At 73.5% G+C, this 26,130-nt stretch carries 20 protein-coding genes; 14 read left to right on the top strand and 6 right to left on the bottom strand.

The window, feature by feature from the left end; translation table 11 throughout:
- Positions 1 to 64 precede the first annotated feature (64 nt).
- The 3 genes from ACIBCJ_RS26820 (at position 65) to sucD (ending at position 4,069) form a co-directional block, all read left to right on the top strand.
- On the top strand, positions 65 to 1,063 hold the full coding sequence (locus tag ACIBCJ_RS26820; protein WP_365980460.1) for a hypothetical protein: 999 nt from the start codon (positions 65 to 67) through the stop codon (positions 1,061 to 1,063).
- A 908-nt stretch (positions 1,064 to 1,971) separates the two neighbouring features.
- The gene (gene sucC / locus ACIBCJ_RS26825) at positions 1,972 to 3,156 is read left to right on the top strand and encodes an ADP-forming succinate--CoA ligase subunit beta (RefSeq protein WP_362103535.1); all 1,185 of its coding nucleotides are present in this window, start codon (positions 1,972 to 1,974) and stop codon (positions 3,154 to 3,156) included.
- Between the two features lie 28 nt (positions 3,157 to 3,184).
- On the top strand, positions 3,185 to 4,069 hold the full coding sequence (sucD, locus tag ACIBCJ_RS26830; RefSeq protein WP_030145560.1) for a succinate--CoA ligase subunit alpha: 885 nt from the start codon (positions 3,185 to 3,187) through the stop codon (positions 4,067 to 4,069).
- Positions 4,070 to 4,164: 95 nt separating this feature from the next.
- On the opposite strand, the gene ACIBCJ_RS26835 is transcribed toward sucD, so the two are convergent.
- Positions 4,165 to 5,475: a helix-turn-helix domain-containing protein gene (locus ACIBCJ_RS26835; RefSeq protein ID WP_365980461.1), complete on the bottom strand. Its 1,311-nt coding sequence runs from the start codon at positions 5,473 to 5,475 to the stop codon at positions 4,165 to 4,167.
- Positions 5,476 to 5,571: 96 nt separating this feature from the next.
- Here ACIBCJ_RS26835 and ACIBCJ_RS26840 point away from each other — a divergent pair, with 96 nt between their 5' ends.
- On the top strand, positions 5,572 to 7,353 hold the full coding sequence (locus tag ACIBCJ_RS26840) for a DUF6350 family protein (protein WP_365980462.1): 1,782 nt from the start codon (positions 5,572 to 5,574) through the stop codon (positions 7,351 to 7,353).
- Between the two features lie 138 nt (positions 7,354 to 7,491).
- Here ACIBCJ_RS26840 and ACIBCJ_RS26845 read toward each other — a convergent pair whose 3' ends face one another.
- Positions 7,492 to 8,274 carry a hypothetical protein gene (locus tag ACIBCJ_RS26845; protein ID WP_362502721.1) on the bottom strand — a complete coding sequence of 261 codons (783 nt, stop codon included), beginning with the start codon at positions 8,272 to 8,274 and terminating at the stop codon, positions 7,492 to 7,494.
- A 295-nt stretch (positions 8,275 to 8,569) separates the two neighbouring features.
- Here ACIBCJ_RS26845 and purN point away from each other — a divergent pair, with 295 nt between their 5' ends.
- Together purN and purH are read left to right on the top strand one after the other, a co-directional pair.
- Positions 8,570 to 9,217, top strand: coding sequence for a phosphoribosylglycinamide formyltransferase (gene purN, locus ACIBCJ_RS26850; protein ID WP_362103539.1), 648 nt, complete (start codon positions 8,570 to 8,572; stop codon positions 9,215 to 9,217).
- A complete protein-coding gene (gene purH / locus ACIBCJ_RS26855) occupies positions 9,214 to 10,791 on the top strand; it encodes a bifunctional phosphoribosylaminoimidazolecarboxamide formyltransferase/IMP cyclohydrolase (RefSeq protein ID WP_362103540.1) in 1,578 nt (525 codons plus the stop codon). The genes purN and purH overlap by 4 nt, the downstream gene beginning before the upstream one ends.
- A 96-nt stretch (positions 10,792 to 10,887) precedes the next feature.
- Here purH and ACIBCJ_RS26860 read toward each other — a convergent pair whose 3' ends face one another.
- The 4 genes from ACIBCJ_RS26860 to ACIBCJ_RS26875 form a co-directional block, all read right to left on the bottom strand.
- Positions 10,888 to 11,358 (bottom strand): hypothetical protein, encoded by a 471-nt coding sequence (locus ACIBCJ_RS26860; RefSeq protein ID WP_362103541.1) that lies wholly within the window; start codon positions 11,356 to 11,358, stop codon positions 10,888 to 10,890.
- A 98-nt stretch (positions 11,359 to 11,456) separates the two neighbouring features.
- Complete coding sequence (locus ACIBCJ_RS26865) at positions 11,457 to 13,040, bottom strand: protein kinase (protein WP_365980463.1); 1,584 nt, start codon at positions 13,038 to 13,040, stop codon at positions 11,457 to 11,459.
- Positions 13,037 to 13,783 (bottom strand): FHA domain-containing protein, encoded by a 747-nt coding sequence (locus ACIBCJ_RS26870; RefSeq protein ID WP_362103543.1) that lies wholly within the window; start codon positions 13,781 to 13,783, stop codon positions 13,037 to 13,039. The genes ACIBCJ_RS26865 and ACIBCJ_RS26870 overlap by 4 nt, the downstream gene beginning before the upstream one ends.
- A 131-nt stretch (positions 13,784 to 13,914) precedes the next feature.
- Positions 13,915 to 14,499: a proline-rich domain-containing protein gene (locus tag ACIBCJ_RS26875; protein WP_362103544.1), complete on the bottom strand. Its 585-nt coding sequence runs from the start codon at positions 14,497 to 14,499 to the stop codon at positions 13,915 to 13,917.
- A gap of 295 nt (positions 14,500 to 14,794) precedes the next feature.
- Here ACIBCJ_RS26875 and ACIBCJ_RS26880 point away from each other — a divergent pair, with 295 nt between their 5' ends.
- The 8 genes from ACIBCJ_RS26880 to ACIBCJ_RS26915 all read left to right on the top strand — a co-directional run bounded on the left by ACIBCJ_RS26880 (position 14,795) and on the right by ACIBCJ_RS26915 (position 26,129).
- Positions 14,795 to 15,649, top strand: coding sequence for a bifunctional methylenetetrahydrofolate dehydrogenase/methenyltetrahydrofolate cyclohydrolase (locus ACIBCJ_RS26880; protein ID WP_003974148.1), 855 nt, complete (start codon positions 14,795 to 14,797; stop codon positions 15,647 to 15,649).
- Positions 15,639 to 16,355, top strand: coding sequence for a DUF3017 domain-containing protein (locus ACIBCJ_RS26885; protein WP_365980464.1), 717 nt, complete (start codon positions 15,639 to 15,641; stop codon positions 16,353 to 16,355). The genes ACIBCJ_RS26880 and ACIBCJ_RS26885 overlap by 11 nt, the downstream gene beginning before the upstream one ends.
- Before the next feature lie 455 nt (positions 16,356 to 16,810).
- The gene (locus ACIBCJ_RS26890; RefSeq protein ID WP_365980465.1) at positions 16,811 to 18,220 is read left to right on the top strand and encodes a DUF2690 domain-containing protein; all 1,410 of its coding nucleotides are present in this window, start codon (positions 16,811 to 16,813) and stop codon (positions 18,218 to 18,220) included.
- Between the two features lie 412 nt (positions 18,221 to 18,632).
- Positions 18,633 to 19,622, top strand: coding sequence for a malate dehydrogenase (locus ACIBCJ_RS26895; RefSeq protein ID WP_362103547.1), 990 nt, complete (start codon positions 18,633 to 18,635; stop codon positions 19,620 to 19,622).
- Positions 19,623 to 19,856: 234 nt separating this feature from the next.
- Complete coding sequence (locus ACIBCJ_RS26900) at positions 19,857 to 21,386, top strand: aldehyde dehydrogenase family protein (RefSeq protein ID WP_365980466.1); 1,530 nt, start codon at positions 19,857 to 19,859, stop codon at positions 21,384 to 21,386.
- A gap of 56 nt (positions 21,387 to 21,442) precedes the next feature.
- Complete coding sequence (locus tag ACIBCJ_RS26905) at positions 21,443 to 22,975, top strand: GMC oxidoreductase (protein ID WP_365980467.1); 1,533 nt, start codon at positions 21,443 to 21,445, stop codon at positions 22,973 to 22,975.
- A complete protein-coding gene (locus ACIBCJ_RS26910) occupies positions 22,972 to 24,183 on the top strand; it encodes a glycine betaine/L-proline ABC transporter ATP-binding protein (RefSeq protein WP_365980468.1) in 1,212 nt (403 codons plus the stop codon). Before ACIBCJ_RS26905 ends, ACIBCJ_RS26910 begins: the two co-directional genes overlap by 4 nt.
- Positions 24,183 to 26,129 (top strand): ABC transporter permease subunit, encoded by a 1,947-nt coding sequence (locus ACIBCJ_RS26915; RefSeq protein WP_365980469.1) that lies wholly within the window; start codon positions 24,183 to 24,185, stop codon positions 26,127 to 26,129. The genes ACIBCJ_RS26910 and ACIBCJ_RS26915 overlap by 1 nt, the downstream gene beginning before the upstream one ends.
- Position 26,130 lies beyond the last annotated feature (1 nt).

Here is a 26,130-nt window from a genome sequence, read left to right on the forward strand (position 1 = left end):
GCGCGGCGTGTCGATGCGATGTGCGACGCGCGGCTCGTTCCACCGCACGGAGGAAGCTCCCCTCTTGATCTGGTCAGCAGCCCTGCCCGGTGCCGCCTCACGCGTCCTGCGCGTCGCGGCCGGGCGGCGTGCGCTGCACGTGGCACTGCTCGTGGGCGGGTTGTTCGTCCTCGGGCTGCTCTGCGGAGGGCGGGCCCAGGCGGCCGACGAAGCACCGGCACCCCTGCGGGACACGGTCGGCCGGGTGCTCGGCGTTGCCGACGGGGCACAGAGCCCACCGGACGCCGTTCGAGCCCAGCAGGCCGGAACCGGCTCGGGGCAGGGCTCCGGACCGGTGCTGCCGGGTCTCCGTTCCGTCTCGGAGCACATCGTCCGGACGGTGGAGGACCGGGTCGTACGACCGGTCGGTGACGTGGTGGCGACGGTGACCGCAGGACTGGAGGCGGTCGCGGGCACCGGGAACGGGAACGGGACCGGGACCGGGGCCGAGGCGCCGCCGCTGCCGGTGCTGCCCGACCCGTCGGTGATCGGTGACCTGACCGGAAACGCACAGCCTTCGGAGTCGGAGCAGCAGTCCGCATCGGCCTCCCCCTCCGAATCCGCGACCGGTGCCGCAACCGGTCCCGCGACGGGATCCGCGACCGGAACCGAAGTCGCGCCGGCCCCGACCGCGGCCGACGCGTCCGGTGCCGCCGACGCCGACGCTGACGCCGAGGGAGCCCGGAGCCGGGCCCCCATCGCCGGGTACGGACCCCGGTCCGGCCCCGGAACGGCACCCGTGACGCCGACCGCGCCCACCGCGCACGCCGGCGCACACCGAGCAGCGTCCGAGCGCACCGGCCCCACCGGGTACGCCCCTGTCCGCCCGGTGCCCGGCGGCGACCCCGACGGCGCCCTCGGCACCGCGTCCGGCGCCGACCACGGGACGCCGCGCCACGGCGACGCGTGCGCGGTCACCCCGCAGTACCGGATCGCGTTCCGCCTCGTACCCGGCAACCCGGAACGGGCCGACGCGGCCGGGCTCCGGGAGTCGTACCGGGACATCCCCGTCTCTCCCGCCTAGAACGGCACCCCGCGCCGCGCCCCGGCGGGTGCCCGGCCGTGCAGCCGACGTGAGCCGGCCGCGCCGCCGGTACGTCCCCCGGGCCGTGCCCTCGGGTCGACCCCCGCCGCCCGCACCTCCGCAGCCCGAGCCCAGACGCCGTCTCGCAGTTCGGACGCACCGGACGCACCGGACGCCCTGGAGGGCCCAGGACGCCCGGGACGGACCGGTACGGACCGGCACCCGGGTACGTCCGGCTCGCCCGGGACGGACCGGCACCCCGGTACGTCCGGCTCGCCCAGGACGTACCGGAGGTACTGGGGGACCGGGGGGTGCCGGTCGGAGCCGGGCACGTCCTCACCACGACCCGAGCGGCTCAGCGGCGCCCCTCTCCGCCCCCGGCCGGGCCCGGCGCAAGCCACCGGCCCACCGGCACCACACTTCCTGCCCCGGCTTCCGCGGGCAGCACAGACCCCGCGGGGCGACAGGCCCCGGACGGCCGAAATCCGTCGGCCTCCGTCCGGCCGAAACCCCGCGGTCCGGGCGGTCAGGTCCCCATTGGGGTGGGGACCGCACCGCCCGCGCCCCGGCGGACCGCACCCGTGCGGCCGCCGGGACGCCCACGGGCCTCACCGGGCCAACCCCAGCCCGGTGAGGCCCTTCGCCGTCCCCCGGAGAGCCCCCCGGTTCGGGCTCACCTCCGGCACCGCGTGCCAGTGAGCGCGGCATCATGTGACAGGCATCACCGCTCAGGTGTGACCCACGATTTAGAGACCCCCCGCAAGCGGCGATAACCTGCGAGACGGACATGCCGCGCGCTCGGACACCGTGTGCGCCCCCCTTGTGACTCACAGCGGACGTCACGTTGCCCTTCGCGGCACGCCCACGCATCCAACGAACCGCGAGATCACTGATAGGGACGGAAGCGCGTGGACCTGTTCGAGTACCAGGCGAGGGACCTCTTCGCCAAGCACGATGTACCGGTGCTGGCCGGTGAAGTCATCGACACGCCTGAGGCGGCGCGCGAGATCACCGAGCGTCTGGGCGGCAAGTCCGTCGTCAAGGCCCAGGTGAAGGTCGGTGGCCGCGGCAAGGCCGGTGGCGTGAAGCTGGCCGCCTCGGCGGACGAGGCCGTCGCCCGCGCGACGGACATCCTCGGCATGGACATCAAGGGCCACACGGTCCACAAGGTGATGATCGCCGAGACCGCCCCCGAGATCGTCGAGGAGTACTACGTCTCCTTCCTCCTCGACCGTGCCAACCGCACCTTCCTCTCCATCGCCTCCGTCGAGGGCGGCATGGAGATCGAGGAGGTGGCGGCCACCCGTCCGGAGGCCGTCGCCAAGACCCCGATCGACGCGATCGACGGTGTGACGCCCCAGAAGGCGCGCGAGATCGTCGAGGCCGCGAAGTTCCCGGCCGAGGTCGCCGACAAGGTCGCCGACATCCTGGTCAAGCTGTGGGACACCTTCATCAAGGAGGACGCCCTCCTGGTCGAGGTCAACCCGCTGGCCAAGGTCGCCTCCGGTGACGTCCTCGCTCTCGACGGCAAGGTGTCGCTGGACGACAACGCCGAGTTCCGTCACCCCGACTTCGAGGCCCTCCACGACAAGGCAGCGGCCAACCCGCTCGAGGCCGCCGCCAAGGAGAAGAACCTCAACTACGTCAAGCTCGACGGCGAGGTCGGCATCATCGGCAACGGCGCGGGTCTCGTCATGAGCACCCTCGACGTCGTCGCCTACGCCGGTGAGGCGCACGGCAACGTCAAGCCCGCCAACTTCCTGGACATCGGTGGCGGCGCCTCCGCCCAGGTCATGGCGAACGGCCTGGAGATCATCCTCGGCGACCCGGACGTCCGCTCCGTGTTCGTCAACGTCTTCGGCGGCATCACCGCCTGCGACGAGGTCGCCAACGGCATCGTCCAGGCGCTGAAGCTCCTGGAGGACCGCGGCGAGAAGGTCGAGAAGCCGCTCGTCGTCCGTCTCGACGGCAACAACGCCGAGCTGGGCCGCAAGATCCTCACCGACGCCAACCACCCGCTGGTCCAGCGCGTCGACACCATGGACGGCGCGGCCGACAAGGCCGCCGAGCTGGCTCACGCCGCCGCCAAGTAAGCACTCAGGACGAGGACACCAACACACCATGGCTATCTGGCTCAACAAGGACAGCAAGGTCATCGTCCAGGGCATGACCGGCGCCACCGGCATGAAGCACACCAAGCTCATGCTGGGTGACGGCACCGAGGTCGTGGGCGGCGTGAACCCGCGCAAGGCGGGCACCACCGTGGACTTCGACGGCACCGAGGTACCGGTCTTCGGCACCGTCAAGGAGGCCATCGAGAAGACCGGCGCCAACGTCTCCGTCATCTTCGTGCCGGAGAAGTTCACCAAGGACGCCGTCGTCGAGGCCATCGACGCCGAGATCCCGCTGGCCGTCGTCATCACCGAGGGCATCGCGGTGCACGACTCGGCCGCCTTCTGGTCGTACGCCGGCAAGAAGGGCAACAAGACCCGGATCATCGGCCCGAACTGCCCCGGCATCATCACCCCGGGCCAGTCCAACGTCGGCATCATCCCGGGCGACATCACCAAGCCGGGCCGCATCGGCCTGGTCTCGAAGTCCGGCACGCTGACGTACCAGATGATGTACGAGCTGCGTGACATCGGCTTCTCGACCGCCGTCGGCATCGGTGGCGACCCGATCATCGGCACCACGCACATCGACGCGCTCGCCGCGTTCGAGGCCGACCCCGAGACCGACCTGATCGTCATGATCGGCGAGATCGGTGGCGACGCCGAGGAGCGTGCCGCCGAGTACATCTCGAAGAACGTGACCAAGCCGGTCGTCGGCTACGTCGCGGGCTTCACCGCGCCCGAGGGCAAGACCATGGGCCACGCCGGCGCCATCGTCTCCGGTTCGTCCGGCACCGCCCAGGCGAAGAAGGAGGCCCTGGAGGCCGCCGGCGTCAAGGTCGGCAAGACGCCGACCGAGACGGCGAAGCTCGCCCGCGCCATCCTGGCCGGCTGACACCGCCCCGTCGGCCGAGCGCCTGCTCGCCACCGAGTGGCCCGCCCCCTGTCCGCAGGGGGCGGGCCACTCGGCGTTCCGGCGGCCTCGCCGCGTCACTCGGCCTTCGGGCTCAGCCGCTCCGGGCCGTCCTGCGCCTGGTCCCGCAGCTTCCGCCGCAGCTCCAGCTCCTCGTCCGACAGCGCGCCCTGCACCACCCTGGGCGGTACCCCGCGCACCGTCACCCCGGGGGACACGGGCGGTTCGTAGTGCGTCGGCGCGGTGTGCACGGTCAGGGCCGTGGTCCCGATGAGGGCGACGGTGAACGCGATCGCCGCCCGTGTCCGGAACCGTGCCCGGCGTTCGCCGCCCCGGCGCACCGTCGTCGGCGGGCCCGCCCGCAGCCGCTCGTTCGACGCCAGCTCGGCCAGCCGCTGGTGCAGCACCTCGGGGTCGGCCAGCGCGGGCAGCCGGCCGGCGACCGCCTCGCGGGCGTGCAGCAGCCGGTTCGCCGTCGCCGGGGTGCTCGCCTCCGTCTCCGCCGCCGTCTCGGGCAGGTCCAGGCCCACCCCGTCGTACAGCACGAGGGCGCGGCGATGCCTCGGGGGAAGCCTGAGCAGGGTGTTCAGCAGGGTGCGGTCGCCCGGGTCGGCGGGCGGCGGCTCCGGATGCCGGTGACGCGGTCGGAACCGCTGCCAGGGGGAGAGCGCGTACTCGTACGCCGTCGCCCGTACCCAACCGACCGGGTCCCGGTCGCGGGCCACCTCGGGCCAGTGCTCCCAGGCGGTCTGGAAGGCCCGCTCCACCGACTCGCGCGCCTGCTCGCGCCGGCCGGTCAGCAGGTAGGTCTGCCGTACGAGGGCGGGGGCGCTGAACTCGTACAGGGCGTCGAACGCCTGAGCGGGCGTCAGCGCGGCCGGCCCGGGCACCGGTTCGGGTCCGGGTTCCGTTCGCCTGCCCGGCCCCGGCCCCGGTCCCGGCCCCGGTCCCGGTCCCGGGCCGGGGTCTTGTCCCGTTGCCGTGTCCGGCTCTGCGGCGATCTCCGTGAGCGGCTTGGCGGGCAGTACGGGGCCGTCGACGGCCTCGGAGGTCTCGTGCTTGGCGTCCCCGCCCGGGCCGACGGCCACCACCACCGGTACGGGGCGAGCCTTCGGTTGCGAGGCGGATGCCGGCCCGGTGTCCCGTCCCCCTTGCGGCGACCGTTCCGCCTGCCGTGCCGCGTCCTCCTCGGCCAGCGTCTTCAGCAGCTTCGCGTACGCCTCCCGTTTCCGGCCTCGCGGGGTCGTGCGGCCGCTCTCCCACGCGCGGACCGTCCCGGGAGTGACGCCCACCCGTGACGCGAGCTGAGTCTGCGTCAGCGCGGCGGCCTCGCGCAGGCGTCGGCGCAGCTTGGGGGGTGGGAGCGAGGTTGCGGGGCGGCGAGTCACTGGGTACCCCTCCGTACGAAAAAGTACATAAACATATATTGAGCGACACAGCGGGGCTTCGCCCGTTACGCCGTGAAAGCGCGTGTCGTTGGGAGCATGGCGGGCGTGATGCAGACGACCGCTCGTCCGACCCCGCTCTCCCAGCTGCGCACCCGGTGGCTCGACCGGTCACCCGGGTTGGCCGCCGGCCTCCTGGGCGGCGTCTTCGCGGCGCTGCTCGGGCTGGCCGGGTGCGCCGCGCTCGTGACACTGCTGTGGATCAGTTCGCCGTACCCGGACAGCGGGCCCGGCGGTGCCCTCCACGTCGCCGCGGCGCTGTGGGTGCTGGCGCACGGGGCCGAACTGGTGCGTACCGACACGCTTTCCGGCACCCCCGCGCCCCTCGGCGTCACCCCGCTGCTGTTCCTCCTGCTGCCGGTGTGGCTGCTGCACCGCGCCGCCCGGGACGCCACGGACCCCGGGGACGGGGTCGGGGTGGCCGTCGGTGCGGCCCCGAAGCCGGGGGCCGGGGCGCGCCCGGCGTGGATGGCGGGCGTGCCGGACGCCGGTCCGCCGCCCGTCTCCGCGCGCATGGCCTGGGCCGGGGTCGTCCTCGGTCACCTCGCCGTCGCCGCGCCCGTGGTCCTGTACGCGCAGGGGGGCGCGTTGCGTCCCTCGTCGTGGTGGGCGGTGGTGTGTCTGCCGCTGGTCGCCATGGGTGCGGCGGGCGCCGGGGTGTGGACGGCGTTCGGCCGGCCGGGCGGCCCGGTGGGGCGGGCGCTGCGCGTACTGCCCCGGAAGCTGCGGGAGCTGATGGTGGAGCCGGACGCGCGCCTGGGCGCCGCGACGCGCGCCGCGGGCGCCGGTGCGGCGGTGCTCGTCGGGGGTGGCGCGCTGCTGCTCGCGGTGTCGCTGGTGTGGCACGGGGCCGCCGCGGGGGAGGCGTTCCTGCGGCTGACCGGCGGGTGGTCGGGGAGGTTCGCCGTGCTGCTGCTCTGTCTGGCGCTGGTGCCCAACGCGGCGGTGTGGGCCGCGGTGTACGCCCTCGGGCCCGGCTTCGTGCTCGGCGCCGGGCACGTCGTGGCGCCCGCCTCCTCGGCCCCGGCGCCGCTGCTGCCGCCGTTCCCGCTGCTGGCCGCGGTGCCGGACGCGGGTCCCGGCACGGCGCTGCACTGGGCGGCGGGGGCGGTGCCGCTGGTGGCGGGGGTGGTGGTCGGGTGGTTCACGGCACGGGCGGCTACGGCGCAGGGCGCCGCGGAGGGAATGGCCTCGGCGGGAATGGCCGCGGAGGGGGCGGCGGGCGCGGGGGACCCGGCCGACGGGGCCTGGTCGTGGCGGCGGACCGCCGGTGCCGCCGTGGTGGCCGCCGTGCTGTGCGCGGTCCTCGTCGCCCTGCTGGCCGGCTTCGCCGGCGGCCCGCTGGGCAGCGCCGCGCTCGCCCGGTTCGGGCCGGTGTGGTGGCAGGCCGGGGGTGCGACGCTGGCGTGGCTCGGGGTGGTGGCGGTGCCGGTTGCGGTGACGGCGCGGGCGTGGCGCTGTCGGGGTGGTGCGGTGCGGGAGGGTGGGGGTGGTGCGGTTGCGATGCCGGGGCGGCGGCTGCCTGCTGCGTCCGCCGTGTCCTCCGCGTCTGCTGTGTCCTCTGGGTCCGCTGTGTCTTCTGCCTCTGCCGGCTCTGCCGTGTCCGCCGTGTCCGCCGTGTCCTCCGTGTTCTCGGTGGCGCGGTGGCGGAAGCGGGGGGCGAAGGGAGCCGAGGGTGTGGTGGGTGCGGGGGGTGAGGGCGAGGTGGACGAGGACGCGGTGCCGTTCGGGTTGTACGACGACGAGGACGAGGACGGCGGGGGCGCGTACGACCTTCTCCCGGCCGACGGGTCTGGGGAGTCGCCTCGCAGTGGGGAGTGACGGTCGGTGCGGTGGGGCGGGGAGGTTTCCTCGCCCCCGCCGCCCCTTCCCTTCCCGTCCCTGGGGGCTGCCGCCCCCAGACCCCCGCTTCGGCCTGAACGGCCTCGTCCTCAAACGCCGGACGGGCTGACGGGCGCCTCAGTCGCCCGAGCCCAGCAGGTCCCTGAGCTGTTCGGGGAGGTGGCGTTCGCAGGACTGTTCCGCCGCGTTGGTCAGGGCGTCGTCGCGGCAGGTGTAGTAGTCGCTGTAGATCAGCTGGGTGCCGAAGGACGCGGCGACCAGGACGATCGCCAGCGACGACGTGACCAGGCCGCTGATCGCGGCGGTGCGCTGCGGGCGGCCGGTCTGCTCGGGGGGCGGGGCCGGGCTCTCCGGGTCGGAGGCGGTGCGGGGCTTGGCGCGCAGCGCGCTGATGCCCCAGTACAGGGCCAGGACGCCGAGCAGCAGGGCCACGTACGGCCAGGTGAAGAGGGCGAAGAAGAGGGCCCACATGCCGCTCAGCAGGGCGTAGCGGGCACGCCGCTGGGCGGGGTCCGTCGGGTCCCAGCGCGGAGCCGGGCCGCCGGCCGGACCCTCGGGGCCGCCCGAACCGCCGGGGCGCTCGCCGAAGCCGCCGGGAGACCTGCCGGGCTGCCGGTCGCTCCACCGGCCGCCCCAGGGGGAGCGGTCGCCGTCGCCCTGGGCGTCGCCGCTGTCGCCCGACGGGTGCCGCGGCTGCCACGGACGGTCCGGCGTGCCCTCCGGAGGCGGAGCGAACGGATTGTCCTGGTCGGAGGAGCCGTCCTGCTCGCCGCCGGTCCTGCGGTCCGAGGGCGAGTCGGGCGGCGACGAGGGGCGCTCCCGCAGCAGCACGGTGCTGCGGGCCCCTGGCTGCGCCGACTGCTGGGGGAGCGTGAGCAGTCGCGGGCTGCGGTCCGGCATCAACTGAGCGTCTTCCCCTTGGCGACGATGAACAAGCGGCTGGTGGAACGGGCGAGCTGGTGGAACGCCCGCACCGGTCGGCACATCTGCTGAACGCGTGGCGCGCGGGCGGCGTTCCCGCTCCCGCTCCACGCAGACGCTACCGTCCGGCCACGCCCCCGTCCCGAGGGGGCCGTCCGGTGTGCCGGTATCGTTGCTGACGGTCGGCCGCTTCGTAGACTTCCCCGTATCCCGGGATGCGACGCATTCGTACGACCGTACAAACAGATCCGTTGTCCCGAGAAAGGCCCCCACCGTGGCCGCCAAGCCCGCGGACCGGCGAGCCAAGCGCCTCGTCGTGCTGGTCTCCGGATCCGGCACCAACCTCCAGGCACTCCTCGACGAGATCGCCGCCGCCGGCGTCGAGACCTACGGGGCCGAGATCGTCGCCGTCGGCGCCGACCGCGACGGCATCGAGGGGCTCGCCCGCGCCGAGCGTGCCGGGGTGGCGACCTTCGTCCGCAAGGTGAAGGACTACGGGACCCGCGAGGAGTGGGACGCGGCGCTCGCCGATGCCGTCGCCGCCCACGAGCCGGACCTGGTCGTCTCGGCCGGGTTCATGAAGATCGTGGGGAAGGAGTTCCTCGCGCGGTTCGGTGGGCGCCTCGTCAACACCCACCCCGCCCTCCTCCCCAGTTTCCCGGGAGCCCACGGTGTGCGGGACGCGCTCGCGTACGGCGCCAGGGTCACCGGCTGCACCGTCCACTTCGTCGACGACGGCGTCGACACCGGGCCGATCATCGCGCAGGGCGTGGTGGAGGTCCGGGACGAGGACTACGAAGACGAAGGTGCCGCTCTGCACGAGCGCATCAAGGAAGTCGAGCGAAGGCTGCTCGTCGATGTCGTGGGGCGGCTCGCCCGCAACGGCTATCGCATTGAGGGACGAAAGGTAGTTATCCAGTGACCGCCACCGCCACCGCCGGGAGCAACAAGCGGGCCATCCGTCGCGCGCTCGTCAGCGTCTACGACAAGACCGGGCTCGAGGAGCTCGCGCGCGGACTGCACGAGGCCGGCGTCGAGCTGGTCTCCACCGGGTCGACCGCCGGGCGGATCGCCGCCGCCGGCGTCCCCGTCACCAAGGTCGAGGAGCTGACCGGCTTCCCCGAGTGCCTGGACGGCCGGGTCAAGACCCTGCACCCCAAGGTGCACGCCGGCATCCTCGCCGACCTGCGCCTGGACAGCCACCGGCAGCAGCTCGACGAGCTGGGCGTGGCCCCGTTCGACCTGGTCGTGGTCAACCTCTACCCGTTCCGCGAGACCGTCGCCTCCGGCGCCACCGCCGACGAGTGCGTCGAGCAGATCGACATCGGCGGCCCGTCGATGGTGCGCGCCGCGGCGAAGAACCACCCCTCGGTCGCCGTCGTCACCAGCCCCGCCCGGTACGCCGACGTGCTCTCCGCGGTCAAGGACGGCGGCTTCGACCTGGCCGCCCGCAAGCGGCTGGCCGCCGAGGCCTTCCAGCACACCGCCGCGTACGACGTGGCCGTCGCCTCCTGGTTCGCCGCCGAGTACGCCCCCGTCGACGAGTCCCGCTTCCCGGACTTCCTCGGCGCCACCTACGAGCGCGCCCACACCCTGCGCTACGGCGAGAACCCGCACCAGCCCGCCGCGCTCTACACCTCCCCCGAGGGCGGTGGCCTGGCCCAGGCCGAGCAGCTGCACGGCAAGGAGATGTCGTACAACAACTACACGGACACGGACGCCGCCCGCCGTGCCGCGTACGACCACACCGAGCCCTGTGTCGCGATCATCAAGCACGCCAACCCGTGCGGCATCGCCGTCGGCGCGGACGTCGCCGAGGCGCACCGGAAGGCGCACGCCTGCGACCCGCTGTCCGCGTTCGGCGGCGTGATCGCGGTCAACCGTCCGGTCTCCAAGGAGATGGCCGAGCAGGTCGCCGAGATCTTCACCGAGGTCATCGTCGCGCCGGACTACGAGGACGGCGCCCTCGAAGCGCTCACCAAGAAGAAGAACATCCGCGTGCTGCGCGCCCCTGAGGCCCCCGCCGCACCGGTCGAGGTCAAGCCCATCGACGGCGGCGCCCTGCTCCAGGTCGCCGACCGCCTCCAGGCCGAGGGCGACGACCCGGCCACCTGGACCCTCGCGACCGGCGAGGCGCTCTCCGAGGCGGAGCTGGCCGAGTTGGCCTTCACCTGGAAGGCCTGCCGGGCCGTCAAGTCCAACGCCATCCTCCTCGCCAAGGACGGTGCCTCCGTCGGCGTCGGCATGGGCCAGGTCAACCGGGTCGACTCCGCGAAGCTCGCGGTGGAGCGGGCCGGCGCCGAGCGCGCGCAGGGCGCGTACGCGGCCTCCGACGCCTTCTTCCCCTTCCCGGACGGCCTGGAGATCCTCACCGCGGCCGGCGTGAAGGCCGTCGTCCAGCCCGGCGGTTCGGTCCGCGACGAGCTGGTCGTCGAGGCGGCGAAGAAGGCCGGCGTGACCATGTACTTCACGGGGACGCGGCACTTCTTCCACTGACGCTCGCCCCGAAGGCCGAACGGCGGCCCCCGGTCCCCTCCGTGAAGGGGACCGGGGGCCGCCGCGGTGTCGGGCCCGGCGGGCCCGGTGCGCGGATCAGCAGGGGCGCAGCGACCAGATCGGGTCCCAGGTCGCGGTGCCGGCCTGGTAGGCCGTCGACGTCCAGCGGACGCTGCCGTCCCGGTTGAAGAACTTGGCGACCGTGCCCGGCGTCTGGTTGTTGGTGAACGGGCCGTTGCCGGTCCAGTTGGTCAGGTTCCACGTCTGGCACCGGTAGAAGTCGAACTTCGTGCCGTTGACGATCATGCAGAGGTGGCCGTAGTCGCAGGCCAGGTCCTGGGCGCTCCTGGTCCTGGGCGCGTCGGTCACGGTCAGGCCCTCGTACTCGACCGCGTCGGCGGTCACGCGGCGGGGCGCCGGGCTGTCGGCCAGCACCCGCTCGGCCTTCTGCTGGAGGCCGGTCACCCGGGTACCGCCCGGGCTGTCGTCGGCCGTGGCCGCGACCGTCGAGCTCGCGGCCAGGGCCGTGGCCGCGAGGAGGAGTGCTGCGGGCTTCAGGATGTTCATCGTTCGATCCCCCGTGGATCTCGGTGTCGTGCCGCCGAAGCGGTGTGCCCACACCGTGCCCCGGACGCCGGCCGGGCGGTACCTCGGAACTCCCAGGGTCACGTACCGCCGGGAGGCGTGTACTCCTTGAGGTGGTGAGCGACGCGGTCGGCGTAGTCGCGGTACTTCGGGGGAACTCCGCCCGCGTCGTTCACCTTCCGGTACGACGTCCGGTAGGCGACCGCGACCAGCACGCTGCGGTCGCCCGTCAGGCCGGCGCCGAGGCGGGGTGCGATCCAGCACAGGTAGCGGCCCATCGCCGGGATGGACTCGGCCGGCGGGAACGGGGGCTCCGGGACGGTCTCGCCGGGCGTGCCGTCCTCGTTCATCCACCAGCGCAGCACACTCGGGGTCCAGCGGGCGATGCCGTACTCGTCCCTGGCCGGGTCGGCCAGGTCCGGGTCGAAGTCGCTCTCGACCTTGAGTATGGCCGCGAGCAGGGCCGGGCTGACCTCCTCGCGGTCGCAGTCGTGTGCCGTCTCCACGATCAGCAGACGGTAGGCGGGCGGCACGTCCCGGTCGGTGCGCAGTTCGGCCGCGCCGTAGGAGGCGGCGGCGACGCTCGCGGCGGTGCCGGTGCCCGGAGCCGCGGCGGGCGCGCGGCCGCCGTCGGACCAGCGGAGCACGCCGAGGACCAGGGCGGCGAGGGCGACGAGCCCCACGGACCCGGCGGCCAGGGCCCTGCGCCGGGGGCGCGCGCGGGACCGGAGCGAGAACCTCGCGGGGCCGCTCGCACCCCCGGACGCGGCCGTGACCCGGCGCAGCAGGGCGTCGGTGCCGATCCGGTCGGCGTGCGTACGGGTCAGACAGGCCCGCACGATCTCCCGCCAGGGCGGCGGCAGTTCGGGGGACAGCCGCAGCTCCTGGGTGCCGCGGGCGTACGCGACAGCGGCGTCGCGACGGGCGGCCGGGGTGCCGCCGGGCAGCGGGAACGACCCGGTGAGCACCAGGTGGGCCAGCACGCCGAAGGCCCAGATGTCGGTGGAGGGACGGATGCGGCGGCCCCGTTCGCCGATCTCCGACCACAGCAGCTCGGGCGGCGTGTAGTCCGGGGTGGAGAAGGCGGGCGTGTAGGCGTGGGTGCCCTCCAGCTCGGCGGCCATGTTGAAGTCGGCCAGCCGCACCGAACCGTCCGCCATCAGCAGCACGTTGGCCGGTTTCAGGTCGCCGTGCACCCAGCCCGCCCGGTGCAGCTGGTGCAGGCCCTCGCAGACCTGCGCGAGCAGCGCGGGCCCGGCGGGCGGCCGGGGCGCGGCCGTGAGCAGGACGGACAGTGAGCCCTCGGCCCGCTCCAGGACGAGGACGGTGGCGCCGTCGAGCCGGGGGTGACCCGGGTCGTCGACGGTGAGGGTCTCGTACATCCGGATCAGCCGGGGCCGCCGCAGCCGGCGCAGCAGTCCCACCTCCCGCTCGACCAGGTCCCGCAGGTGCGACAGCCGGCGCGGGGTGCCGGTGCCGGTGGGCAGGAACTTCAACGCGGCCGTCTCCGGCAGGCCCCCGTCGGCACGCGTCCCGTCGGTGGCGGCGCCGACGCGGCGGGCGGCGTACACGCTGCCGAAGGCACCGGTCGCGAGCGGCTCGCGCACCTCCCACACGCCCACCCGGTACCCCCTGGGCACCGGGACGGCGTACGACTCGGTCACCGCAGCGCCTGTCCGGACGGCGCCGCGAGGACCACCAGGTCGTCCTCGCGGACCAGGTCGAACCGGAGCGCGAGCGAGACCAGAGACTCCTTCTTGCCGTTCAGCCGGGGACCCGGCTCGGCGGTCTCCGGGCCGGGCTTGAGCCGCAGCTTCACGGCGAGGTAGTCGATGTTCCACTGCACCGACGTACGGGAGGCGGCCGGCCAGGCCGGGCGGAGCCGCTCGACGACCTGGTCCGTGGTCGGCAGCGGCGCGTGCGGCGCCCCGCGCAGCCGCGGCTCGCACAACGCGGCCAGCACCGCGAAGTACCGCTTGGTGCGGTCGACGGAGAAGGCCGGCGCGGTCGGCTCGCCGTCGGTGCCGTCCTCGCCGCGCAGGTAGTCGTGGCGCGGCGCCCACACCTCGACGGGCAGCAGGTCGCCGGCGGCGGGCAGCACGATCCGCGAGAACTCGAACGGCACCGGGGCGTCGAGCCGGCCCGGAGCCACCTTGATGTGCTCGCCGGCCCCCTCCGGGTTCTCCACCACGTAGGTCTGGTGGGCGGAGAGGTTGCTCACCGTCCAGAAGGTGCCGTGGGCCGCGATCTCACCGGCTCTGCGGGACACCCCGTCGTGCCCGATCAGCAGGCCGCCCTCGGGCACGGACCGTCCGAAGACGAGCCGTTCGCCGGGCGCGAGCCGGAACTGGGTGCTGCTGTCCTCGTCCCCCGTGGTCGGCGGAGGTACCACGATGATGCTGTACAAGGTGCGTCTCCCCGTGCCTGACGGCTACCGGCTCAGACTAGGGCGACGCACCGGGGCCGTGCCCCCCTCGTACGGGTGAGACACGGCCCTGTGACGTGATTGGCGAGAACTGTGCCGTGCCGGACGGCCGTTCAGTAGCGCGGCCGCCTGAACCACTCCGCGGTGGCGCGCTTGGCCGCGAACACGATCAGCAGGATCGACACGATCATGATCAGCAGGCCGAGACCGTAGACGGCCAGGGTGAAGATGCCGGTGACGATCGCGAGGGAGCCGTAGACGATCGAGCAGACCCGGACCGCGTTGCCGCCCTTCGCGTACTGCAACACGAGCACGAGACCCAGGATCGCGTAGACGGCGGCCAGCGCGAGGAAGAAGACGACGATGCCCTTGCCCAGGTCGGCGAATCGTTCCGCTTCCGAGTCCCCGGTGACACCGGCTTCCAGCATCACCTCGTCCCACTGGGACAGGTTGTAGGCGTAGACCGCGGCGACTATCAGGTGGGCGGCGGCGATCACGGCGAGCATGATCTGCGCCGCGCGCGTGATGCCCGGCATCTCCGTCGGGCCCGGCCCGTAACCGCCGTACGGCTGCTGCACCGGAGGCGCCTGCGGGTACCCGTAGCCGGGCTGGCCCTGGGGCTGCTGGGGGTAGCCGTAGTTCGGCTGCTGGCCGCCCTGGGGCTGGCCGTAGGGGTTGTTCGGATCGCCGAAACTCATGGCGGGTCTTCCTCCGTCGCTGTCAGGTGCGGGGACGACGCGCGGCCCGACGCGGAGGAGCTTGTTCGTAAGCGGTTCGTCCCCCCGGTACGGCCCCGCGGCACTGTGCCGTCCAATCGTTCTTGACCGAACTCTTACTTGTCCAGCCCGCCCGCGATGCGTTGTGCAAGTGCAACACCGCCGGTCATGAGCGGACAGGACCGGACGTGTCCCACGGCGTCCGGAAGGTCCCGGGGCGCCGCCCGCATGGCGACCTGATTGGAACCGGGGGCCGGTCATCCGCGAGGATGGGGGTATGACCGCCCAGATTCTCGATGGCAAGGCCACCGCAGCCGCGATCAAGTCCGAACTGACCGCCCGCGTGGCGGCGCTGAAGGAGAGGGGTGTCACCCCCGGCCTCGGCACCGTCCTGGTCGGCGACGATCCAGGCAGCCAGAAGTACGTCGCCGGCAAGCACCGTGACTGCGCGCAGGTCGGCATCGCCTCCATCCAGCGCGAACTGCCGGCCACGGCGACGCAGGAGGAGATCGAGGCGGTCGTCCGCGAGTTGAACGAGGACCCGGCCTGCACCGGCTACATCGTCCAGCTGCCGCTGCCCCGGGGCATCGACGAGAACCGCATCCTCGAACTGATGGATCCGGACAAGGACGCGGACGGCCTGCACCCGATGAACCTGGGCCGCCTCGTGCTGAACGAGCCGGCGCCGCTGCCCTGCACCCCCAACGGCATCCTCACCCTGCTGCGCCGCTACGGCGTCGAGATCAAGGGCGCCGAGGTCGTGGTCGTCGGCCGCGGTGTCACCATCGGCCGCCCGATGCCGCTGCTGCTCACCCGGCGCAGCGAGAACGCCACCGTCACCCAGTGCCACACCGGCACCCGCGACCTCGCCGCCCACCTCAAGCGGGCGGACATCGTCATCGCCGCCGCCGGCTCCCCGCACCTGGTCCGCCCCGAGGACGTGAAGCCGGGCGCCGCCGTCCTCGACGTCGGCGTCTCCCGCAATGCCGAGGGCAAGATCATGGGCGACGTCCACCCCGGCGTGGCCGAGGTGGCCGCCTGGATCTCCCCGAACCCCGGCGGTGTCGGCCCCATGACCCGGGCCCAGCTGCTCGTCAACGTGGTGGAGGCGGCGGAGCGCAGTGCCGGCTGAGGAGACCAACGCCGCGCGACCGGCCGGCACGCGGGCCCCGGACAGCACGGGGACCCCGGACGCCTCGGGGACCCCGGGCCGCTCGAAGGATTCGGACGCCCCGAAGGACTCGGACGCCTCGAAGGTTTCGGACGCCCCGACGGCTTCGGACGCTCCGGAGGAATCGAAGGCTCATGAGGCCGACGGGGCTCCAGGACACCCGAAGGACTCAAGGGACACGAGCGCCTCAGGGGACTCGGAGGGACGTCGCACGGAGCACCCCGAGGACATCACCGTCCGCGATCCCGTCAGCGCGCCCGACGCCACGGGACGCCCCCGCCGTGTCACGCGCCGGTTCCCGCTCTTCACCCGCGACACCGCCCGCCCCGAGGGCGGTGGCCGGGCCGCGGCCCGCGACGCCCCGGCGCCCGCCCGGCAGTGGCCGGTGCTCGTGGTGGTGCTGCTGGTCGGACTCGGCCTGCTGCTGACCGCGCTGGACGTGTTCCGCTGGGGGACGGTGCTGATCGGCGTCGCGCTCCTGGGCGGTGCGGTGCTGCGCTGGATGGTGCCCGACGTCGGCATGCTCGCCGTGCGCTCCCGCTTCACGGACATCACGACGTACGCCGTCCTCGGTCTCTCCATCGCCCTGCTGGCGCTGATGGCGCAGCCGAAACCGGTGCTGGAGATCCCGTTCCTCAAGGACACCCTGCACTTCACGGTCAGCTAGACGGATCCGGAAGATCTGACCGGACCCGGAAGATCTGACCGGACCCGGAAGGTCCCCGGCGCGACGGCCCGTCCCCACCCCCGTGGGAGGACGGGCCGTCGCCGGGATCAACCCTCCTGCATGCGGAACGCCCTGTTCAACGGCTGTCAGGGCGCTGTGGCACGGAAGTGACCGTTCCGCTACTCGGCTACGCGGACCCGGTGCCGGGGGTTCCGTTCGGACGCGGCGGCTCCGGTGGGACACTGGACCACGGGTCCGCGGGCGTGCGACTGTGCACCGCCTGGGCCTCTGTGCTCCTGTGCGCCCCCACCCCGGGAACCGAGATCCCGGGCGGGCGCATCCCGGTGGGTAGCCAGAACCAGGCATCGTGCGCCGGACGCCGCGCGGTGACCAGCGGGGGAACGACCAGCACGTCACCGGGGGAAGAGGGGGAAGCAGTGCCTCGTTGGAAGGCCTTGCCGGATGAACTCGATCCGCAGATCGCGGAGTTCACCGGTCAGCTGCGTCGGCTCGTGGACCGCAGCGAGCTCAGCGTCGCGTCGGTGGCCGACGCCACGGGCTACAGCAAGACGTCCTGGGAGCGGTATCTGAACGGCCGGCTGCTGGCGCCCAAGGGTGCCGTCGTGGCCCTGGCCGAGGTGACGGAGACCAACCCGGTCCACCTGACCACCCTGTGGGAGCTGGCCGAACGTGCCTGGAGCCGTTCGGAGATGCGCCACGACATGACCATGGAAGCCATCCGGATCTCGCAGGCGCGGGCCGCGCTCGGCGAACCGGGCACGTCCGCGGCCCCGTCGGGCGGCTCCGCGGCCGAGCCGGGCGGCGGCGCAAAGAACGGCAGGGGAAGCCGGCCCGGCCGTCACGGCGGCGGCGCGTCGGCCGGGTCCGGGGCCGCCGGACCGGCCGGTGCGTCGCCCACGCTGCCGCCGGCCGTCCCGGCACAGCCGACGGCCGCCGACAGCCCCGACTCGGCCCTCGGCCCGGTCCGGGACGACGCACCCGGGGCCTCCTCCTCGCCGTCCCCCGGCGGAGCGACCGAGGGCAACTCGTGGGGGCTCGCCGGATACCGGGGGCCCGCGCCGACCGGCAACCGCGCGGCCCGCTCCCGGCCCCGGACCGGCACCGGGGAGTCGGCCCAACCGGCCGGCCGCGCCGAGCCGCACGGCCCCGGCCCGGCCACCGGCCCCGCGGGCACGTACGACGGACCCTCGGGCCCGGTCACCGGCCCCGCGGGCACGTACGACGGACCCGCGTACGGCGGAGCTTCGTACGGCGGGCCCTCGCACGGTGCGCCCGCCTACCGGGAACCCGCGTACGGCGAGCCCCCGCACGGCGGCCGTCCGCGTCCGCCCCGGCGGTCCCCGGGCGGCGGCAGCAAGCGGACGACGGCGCTCGTCGCGGGAGTCGTCGGCGTGCTCGTCGTGGCCGCGGGCGCCTTCTTCTTCCTGAAGGGCGGAGACGACCGGAAGAACGAGGGCGCCGCACCCTCCCCGTCGCCCACCGTGACCAGCGAGGCGCAGCTGCCCCCGGGCGTGAAGTGCAGCGGCGACGCCTGCACCGGCAAGGACCCGGAGCAGATGGGCTGCGGTGGCGACCTGGTGACCACCGGCGCGTCCGCCGTCGTCGGCACGGCCGCCGTCGAGGTCCGCTACAGCAAGGTCTGCGGAGCCGCGTGGGCCCGCGTCACCCAGGCCGCGCAGGGCGACGAGGTCAAGGTGAGCGCCGGTGGCGCGAACGAGCAGCGGGCGACGGTCGGCACCGCGGGCGACACCGCCGCGTACACCACGATGGTCGCCGTGAAGTCCGTCGCCGACGCCACCGCGTGCGCGACGCTGGCATCGGGCACGGAGGGCTGCACGCGGTAGCGGCGCGCGGGCCCGCGGCAGGCGCGGAGCAGACGCCGTACGGCAGCCGCAGAGCGGGGCCCCGCGGCAGGCGCCGGGCGGGCCGGCGAAGAAAATCCGTCGCGACAGGCATGCCCCGCGTCCTCCCGGGCACGCGAAAGGTACCCCCACGGGAGTCCGGCAACGGTATCCCCGAGCGGCGGTCGCCTCAGTCCCCCCTCTCCCGGACAGGCGGCCGCCTCTTTCGTGTGCCTCCGTTCCCGGCGAACGGATGAGCCCGCCGTCGTCCTGTGGGACGGGCCACACCGACCCGGACGTGCCGGACACCGCGGGCGCGATAGCCTGACCGCTGGATCGATCTCTTGATACCAAGAGATCGATCAAACGCCCGGGGCAGGGACGCCCCACCGCCAGCTGTCATACGGAGAACGCCATGACCCGCACTCCCGTGAACGTCACCGTCACCGGCGCGGCCGGCCAGATCGGTTACGCCCTGCTCTTCCGCATCGCCTCCGGCCAGCTGCTCGGCGCGGACGTGCCGGTCAAGCTGCGCCTCCTGGAGATCACTCCGGCGCTCAAGGCCGCCGAGGGCACCGCGATGGAGCTGGACGACTGCGCGTTCCCGCTCCTCCAGGGCATCGAGATCACCGACGACCCGAACGTCGCCTTCGACGGCGCCAACGTCGCCCTCCTCGTCGGCGCCCGCCCCCGCACCAAGGGCATGGAGCGCGGCGACCTCCTCGAGGCCAACGGCGGCATCTTCAAGCCGCAGGGCAAGGCCATCAACGACCACGCCGCGGACGACATCAAGGTCCTCGTGGTCGGCAACCCGGCCAACACCAACGCCCTGATCGCCCAGGCCGCCGCCCCGGACGTACCGGCCGAGCGCTTCACGGCGATGACGCGCCTGGACCACAACCGCGCGCTGACCCAGCTCGCGAAGAAGACGGGCTCGACGGTCGCCGACATCAAGCGCCTGACCATCTGGGGCAACCACTCCGCCACCCAGTACCCGGACATCTTCCACGCCACCGTCGCCGGCAAGAACGCCGCCGAGACCGTCAACGACGAGAAGTGGCTGGCCGACGAGTTCATCCCGACCGTCGCCAAGCGCGGCGCCGCCATCATCGAGGCCCGCGGCGCCTCCTCGGCCGCCTCCGCCGCCAACGCCGCCATCGACCACGTGTACACCTGGGTCAACGGCACCGCCGAGGGCGACTGGACCTCCATGGGCATCCCGTCGGACGGCTCCTACGGCGTGCCGGAGGGCATCATCTCCTCCTTCCCCGTCACCACCAAGGACGGGAAGTACGAGATCGTCCAGGGTCTGGAGATCAACGACTTCTCCCGCGCCCGCATCGACGCCTCCGTCAAGGAGCTGTCGGAGGAGCGCGAGGCGGTCCGCGGTCTCGGCCTCATCTGAGCCCGGCCCCCACAGCCCCGCACGGGCCCCGTTCCGGTCGCACGACCGGGACGGGGCCCGTGCCCGTTTCCGTGCCCCGTTATGCCCCGCCCGCCCCTTTTCTCCGTGATGCACCACACTTTCGACCGGTGATTCGGCATGCAAACAGGGCGGCGGGGCAGGGGCTCACGGTCCCCGAGAGTGACGTGCGGGTGACACAGGGGGATCGATCAGGAACGGAAGGCAACACCGGCCATGGCGAACAGCACACCCACCCCGGCGGAGCGGGCGCACCGGACCATCCACGCGGGAGGCGAATGGCTCGCGGCGTCCTCCGGCGCCACGCGCGAGATCCTCGACCCCGCGGACGCCCTGCCGTTCGCCGTGGTCGCGGAGGGCGACGAGAAGGACACCGACCTCGCGGTGGCCGCCGCCCGCCGCGCCTTCGACGCCGGCGACTGGCCGCACACCCCGGTCGCCGAGCGCGCCGCCCTGCTGCGCCGCGTCGCCGACCTCCTCGTGCGCGACCGCGAGCGGCTCGGCCTGCTGGAGAGCCGCGACGCGGGCAAGACCGTCGAGGAGGGCCGCGTCGACATCGACTGCGTCGCCGACGCCTTCCGCTACTTCGCCGACCTGGTCGCCGGGGAGGCCCCCGGCCGGGTCGTCGACGCGGGCTCGCCCGACATCCACAGCGTCGTCGTGCACGAGCCGGTCGGCGTCTGCGCCATGATCACGCCCTGGAACTACCCGCTGCTCCAGGCCAGCTGGAAGATCGCCCCCGCGCTCGCCGCGGGCAACACCTTCGTGATCAAGCCCAGCGAGATCACCCCGCTCACCACGGTCGCCCTGATCGACCTGCTTTTTGAGGCCGGCCTCCCCACCGGCGTCGCGAACATCGTCACCGGCCCCGGACACACCGTCGGCGCCCGGCTCGCCGAGCACCCCGACGTCGACCTGGTGTCCTTCACCGGCGGTCTGGTCAGCGGCACCAAGGTCGCCCAGGCCGCCGCCGTCACCGTCAAGAAGGTCGCCCTCGAACTCGGCGGCAAGAACCCCAACGTCGTCTTCGCCGACGCCTGCGAGACCGAGGAGGGCTTCGACACCGCCGTCGACCAGGCCCTCAACGCCGCCTTCATCCACAGCGGCCAGGTCTGCTCGGCCGGCGGGCGCCTCATCGTCGAGGAGTCGGTCCGCGAGCGCTTCGTCGCCGAACTCGCCCGCCGGGCCACCAGGATCCGCCTCGGTCGCGGCACCGAGGACGGCGTCGAGTGCGGGCCGCTCGTCTCCGAGCAGCAGCGCGCCAGGACCGAGGACTACGTCGCCTCCGCCCTGGCCGAGGGCGCCGAACTGCGCTGCGGCGGCAAGCGTCCCGAGCCCTCGCCCGAGCGGCCCGAGTCCGGCTACTTCTACGAACCGACCGTCCTCGACCACTGCCACCGCGGGATGCGGGTCGTGCGCGAGGAGGTCTTCGGCCCCGTCCTCACCGTCGAGACCTTCCGCACCGAGGACGAGGCCGTAGCCCTCGCCAACGACACCGAGTACGGTCTGGCCGGTGCCGTCTGGACCGCCGACGCGGGACGGGCCCGCCGGGTCGCGGGCCGGCTGCGGCACGGCACCGTGTGGATCAACGACTTCCACCCCTACCTGCCGCAGGCGGAGTGGGGCGGCTTCGGCAAGAGCGGCGTCGGCCGCGAACTCGGCCCCGCCGGCCTCGCCGAGTACCGCGAGAGCAAGCACGTCTACCAGAACCTCGCGCCCAAGCCCGTCCGCTGGTTCACCGGCTGACCACTCCCGTCTCCGTACGTCCCCGCACCATCCGCTCGCCCCACTGGAGTACCCCCATGCCAGAAACCACTCACGTCTACGACTACGTCGTCATCGGCGGCGGTACGGCAGGCTCCGTGATCGCCTCCCGTCTCACCGAGAACCCGGACGTCACCGTCGCCGTCATCGAGGGCGGCCCCAGTGACGTCGGCCGCGACGACGTGCTGACCCTGCGCCGCTGGATGGGCCTGCTCGGCGGCGAGCTGGACTACGACTACCCGACCACCGAGCAGCCGCGCGGCAATTCGCACATCCGGCACAGCCGCGCCCGCGTCCTCGGCGGCTGCTCCTCGCACAACACCCTCATCGCCTTCAAGCCGCTGCCGTCCGACTGGGACGAGTGGGAGGCGGCCGGCGCCGAGGGATGGGGCGCTGTACAGATGGAGGCGTACTTCGCCCGGCTGAAGAACAACATCGTCCCGGTCGACGAGAAGGACCGGAACGCCATCGCCCGCGACTTCGTCGACTCCGCGCAGAAGACGCTGGAGGTCCCCCGGGTCGAGGGCTTCAACAAGAAGCCGTTCACCGAGGGCGTCGGCTTCTTCGACCTCGCCTACCACCCGGAGAACAACAAGCGCTCGTCGGCGTCGGTGGCGTACCTTCACCCGGTGATGGACGAGCGTCCCAACCTGACGCTCATGCTGGAGACCTGGGCGTACCGGCTGGAGCTGGACGGCACCCGCGCCGAAGGCGTCCACGTCCGCACCAAGGACGGCGAGGAGATCCTGGTCAAGGCCAGGAACGAGGTCGTCCTCAGTGCCGGGGCCGTCGACTCCCCGCGTCTGCTGCTGCATTCCGGCATCGGCCCGAAGGACCAGCTGGAGGCCCTCGGCATACCCGTGGTGCTCGACCTGCCCGGCGTCGGCGAGAACCTGCTCGACCACCCGGAGTCGGTGATCGTGTGGGAGACGAACGGCCCCATCCCGGACAACTCCGCGATGGACTCCGACGCCGGTCTGTTCGTGCGCCGGGACCCCGAACACGCGGGCCCCGACCTGATGTTCCACTTCTACCAGATCCCCTTCACGGACAACCCGGAGCGACTGGGCTACGAGCGCCCGGAGTTCGGCGTCTCCATGACCCCGAACATCCCCAAGCCCAAGTCCCGCGGCCGCCTCTACCTGACCAGCGCCGACCCGGCCGCGAAGCCCGCCCTGGACTTCCGCTACTTCACCGACGAGGACGACTACGACGGCCGCACCCTCGTCGACGGCATCCGCATCGCCCGGGAGGTCGCCCAGACCGAGCCGCTGGCCGGCTGGCTCAAGCGCGAGGTCTGCCCGGGCCCGGAGGTGACCGGAGACGACGAGCTGAGCGAGTACGCCCGCAAGGTCGCCCACACCGTCTACCACCCGGCGGGCACCTGCCGCATGGGCGCCGCCACCGACGAACAGGCCGTGGTGGACCCCGAGTTGCGCGTACGCGGCCTCTCGGGCCTGCGCATCGCCGACGCCTCCGTCTTCCCGACCATGCCCGCCGTGAACCCGATGATCGGCGTCCTCATGGTCGGGGAGCGTGCCGTCGAGATGATCGGTGGTGACGCCCGATGAGCACCACCGCCAAGGACACCGCCGCCGCCACCGACACCGTGGCCGAGCGCCCGCCGGTCTTCTCCGTCGACGGCCTGTGGAAGGTCTTCGGCCCCAAGGCCGCCCGCGTCCCCGCCGACCCGGACCTCACCGCCCTGAGCCCGGCCGAGCTGCGCTCCCGCACCGGCTGCACCGCCGCCGTCGCCGACGTCTCCTTCGACGTGCGCAAGGGCGAGGTCTTCGTCGTCATGGGCCTGTCCGGCTCCGGCAAGTCCACCCTCGTACGCTGCCTGACCCGCCTCATCGAGCCGACGGCCGGATCCATCGCCATCGACGGCGAGGACGTCCGGGCGATGGACAGGTCCCGGCTGCGCGCACTGCGCCGGCACCGCGCCGCGATGGTCTTCCAGCACTTCGGCCTGCTCCCGCACCGCACCGTCCTGGACAACGTGGCCTACGGCCTGGAGGTCCAGGGCATGGGCCGCGCCGAGCGCCGCGAGCGCGCCGCCGCCCTCGTCGCCAAGGTCGGTCTCGACGGGCTGGAGCACCGCCGCCCCGGCCAGCTCTCCGGCGGCCAGCGCCAGCGCGTCGGCCTCGCCCGCGCCCTCGCCGTCGACCCCGAGGTCCTGCTCTTCGACGAGCCGTTCAGCGCGCTCGACCCGCTGATCCGGCGGGACATGCAGGAGGAGGTCGTCCGGCTGCACCGCGAGGAGGGCCGCACGATGGTCTTCATCACCCACGACCTCCAGGAAGCCCTCAAACTCGGCGACCGCATCGCCCTGATGCGCGACGGCCGCGTGGTGCAGCTCGGCACCCCTGAGGAGATCGTCGGCGCGCCCGCCGACGACTACGTCCGCGAGTTCGTCCGCGACGTCCCGCGCGAGCAGGTCCTCACCGTGCGCACGGCGATGCGACCCGCCGCCTCCGCCGACGAGGCGGGCACCGGCCCCGCGATCCGCCCGGGAGCCACGGTCTCGGAGGCCATCGAGGCCGTGGCCCGGGCAGGCTCCCCGGCCCGTGTCATGGACGAAGGCCGCTGCCTTGGCGTGGTCGACGCGACCGACCTCCTGTCGGTGGTGGCGGGCACGACCGACGCGCCCGCCGCGGCGGACGGTGCCGCCCCTGCGGGCAGTCGTGCCTCCGGGGCGGCACGGGTGGGCGCAGGGGCACCGGCCACGCGCCGCAAGCCGACCACCCCCGCCGAGCCCACCACCGAGGAGCCGGTCTGATGGCAACGATCACGGCCACGGCCCGAAAGCCCGCCCCGCCGGGCATCCTCACCAACAGAGCCGTCCGCAAGCTCCTCGTCCTGGCCCTCGCGGCGGCGATCCTCGTGCCCCTGGCGATCACGCAGTGGCCCGGCGCCGCCTGGCCCACCGCCCTCACCGTCGACGTCTCGGAACCGCTCGGCAAGGCCAGCGACTGGATCATCGACAACCGCGACAGCCACCCGCTGTTCCTCTACTTCCTCGGCCACGTCAGCAACGTCGTCGTCCTCGCCGTCCGCGCCGTGTACCTCGCCCTCCTCGCCGTCGGCTGGGCCGGGGTCACCGCGATCGGCGCCCTGGTCGCCTGGCGGGTGGCCGGCGTGAAGCTCGCCGCGGGCACCGCCGCCGCGTTCCTGGCCTGCGGCCTGCTCGGCATGTGGGTGCCGACCATGCAGACCCTCGCGCTCATGGTCGTGGCCGTCCTCGCCTCGGTGGCCGTCGGCGCCCTGCTGGGCCTGGCCGCGGGCCTGTCCGGCCGGATGGACCGCGTGCTGCGCCCGGTGCTCGACACCATGCAGGTGCTGCCCGCCTTCGCCTACCTTCTGCCCGTCGTCCTGGTCTTCGGCATCGGCGTTCCCGCCGCCGTCCTGGCCACCGTCGTCTACGCCGCCCCGCCCATGGCCCGGCTCACCGCCCTCGGCCTGCGCGGCGCCGACAAGGAGGTGCTGGAGGCCGTCGAGTCCCTCGGCACCACCGCGCGCCAGCGGCTGCTCACCGCGCGCATCCCGCTGGCCCGCAGGGAACTCCTGCTCGGCGTCAACCAGACGATCATGATGGCGCTGTCCATGGCCGTCATCGCGTCCGTCATCGGCGCCGGCGGCCTCGGCGACCGCGTCTACCAGGCGCTCGCCTCGGTCGACGTCGGTGCCGCCCTCGCGGCCGGCATCCCGATCGTGCTGCTCGCCGTCGTCCTGGACCGCGTGACCGGCGCGGCGGGGGAGCGGCTCGGCGAGTCCGGGAAGTCCCCGGTGACCTGGCTGTACGCGCTGGTCGTCGCCGCGGCCGTCGCGCTCGCCGGGCGACTGGCCGGCTTCCTCGACTGGCCCGACGGGTGGAAGGTGAACATCGCCGAGCCCGTCAACCGGGCCGTCGACTGGATGACCGCCCACCTGTACTCCGGCGTCCCCGTCGTCGGCGGCACCGCCGACTGGGCCGCGCACTTCACCAGCTGGGTCCTCAACCCGCTGCGGGACGGCCTCCAGTGGCTGCCCTGGTGGTCCGTACTCCTGACAGTCGCCGCCCTCGCGTGGCTGATCGGCACCTGGCGCACCGCGCTCACCGCCGTCCTCGCCATGGCCGCGATCGGTGTGCTCGGCGTGTGGGACCCGTCCCTCGACACGCTCTCGCAGGTGCTCGCCGCCGTCGCCGTGACCCTGGTCGTCGGCTTCGCCACCGGTGTCGCCGCCGCCCGCAGCGACCGCTTCGAACGCCTGCTGCGGCCCGTGCTCGACGTCTTCCAGACGATGCCGCAGTTCGTGTACCTGATCCCGGTCGTCGCCCTGTTCGGCGTGGGCCGCGCGCCCGCCGTGGCCGCGGCCGTCGTCTACGCCCTCCCGGCCGTCGTCCGCATCACCGCCCAGGGGCTGCGCCAGGTCGACCCGGCCGCCCTGGAGTCGGCCCGCTCGCTGGGCGCCACCAGCGGCCAGCAGCTCCGCCAGGTCCAGCTCCCGCTGGCCCGCCCGGCCCTGCTGCTCGCCGTCAACCAGGGCGTCGTCCTGGTCCTCGCCGTCGTCATCATCGGCGGCCTGGTCGGCGGTGGCGCCCTCGGCTACCAGGTCGTCTTCGGCCTCGCCCAGGGCGACCTGGCGACCGGCCTGGTCGCGGGCGCCGCGATCGTCTGCCTCGGCCTGATGCTCGACCGGGTCACCCAGCCCACCGAACGCCGTACGACCAGGAAGGGAGCCTGAC

It is taken from the genome of Streptomyces sp. NPDC051136 (assembly GCF_044455745.1).
In the GTDB taxonomy this organism is placed as follows: domain Bacteria; phylum Actinomycetota; class Actinomycetes; order Streptomycetales; family Streptomycetaceae; genus Streptomyces.

Bases quoted from the DNA above. Each gene is read 5' to 3' on its own strand.
- ACIBCJ_RS26900 (WP_365980466.1), top strand. From the start codon at position 19,857: ATGGCGAACAGCACACCCACCCCGGCGGAGCGGGCGCACCGGACCATC.
- ACIBCJ_RS26905 (WP_365980467.1), top strand. From the start codon at position 21,443: ATGCCAGAAACCACTCACGTCTACGACTACGTCGTCATCGGCGGCGGT.
- ACIBCJ_RS26860 (WP_362103541.1), bottom strand. From the start codon at position 11,358: ATGAACATCCTGAAGCCCGCAGCACTCCTCCTCGCGGCCACGGCCCTG.
- ACIBCJ_RS26915 (WP_365980469.1), top strand. From the start codon at position 24,183: ATGGCAACGATCACGGCCACGGCCCGAAAGCCCGCCCCGCCGGGCATC.
- ACIBCJ_RS26875 (WP_362103544.1), bottom strand. From the start codon at position 14,499: ATGAGTTTCGGCGATCCGAACAACCCCTACGGCCAGCCCCAGGGCGGC.
- ACIBCJ_RS26840 (WP_365980462.1), top strand. From the start codon at position 5,572: ATGGCGGGCGTGATGCAGACGACCGCTCGTCCGACCCCGCTCTCCCAG.
- ACIBCJ_RS26845 (WP_362502721.1), bottom strand. From the start codon at position 8,274: ATGCCGGACCGCAGCCCGCGACTGCTCACGCTCCCCCAGCAGTCGGCG.
- ACIBCJ_RS26895 (WP_362103547.1), top strand. From the start codon at position 18,633: ATGACCCGCACTCCCGTGAACGTCACCGTCACCGGCGCGGCCGGCCAG.
- ACIBCJ_RS26880 (WP_003974148.1), top strand. From the start codon at position 14,795: ATGACCGCCCAGATTCTCGATGGCAAGGCCACCGCAGCCGCGATCAAG.
- sucD (WP_030145560.1), top strand. From the start codon at position 3,185: ATGGCTATCTGGCTCAACAAGGACAGCAAGGTCATCGTCCAGGGCATG.
- ACIBCJ_RS26910 (WP_365980468.1), top strand. From the start codon at position 22,972: ATGAGCACCACCGCCAAGGACACCGCCGCCGCCACCGACACCGTGGCC.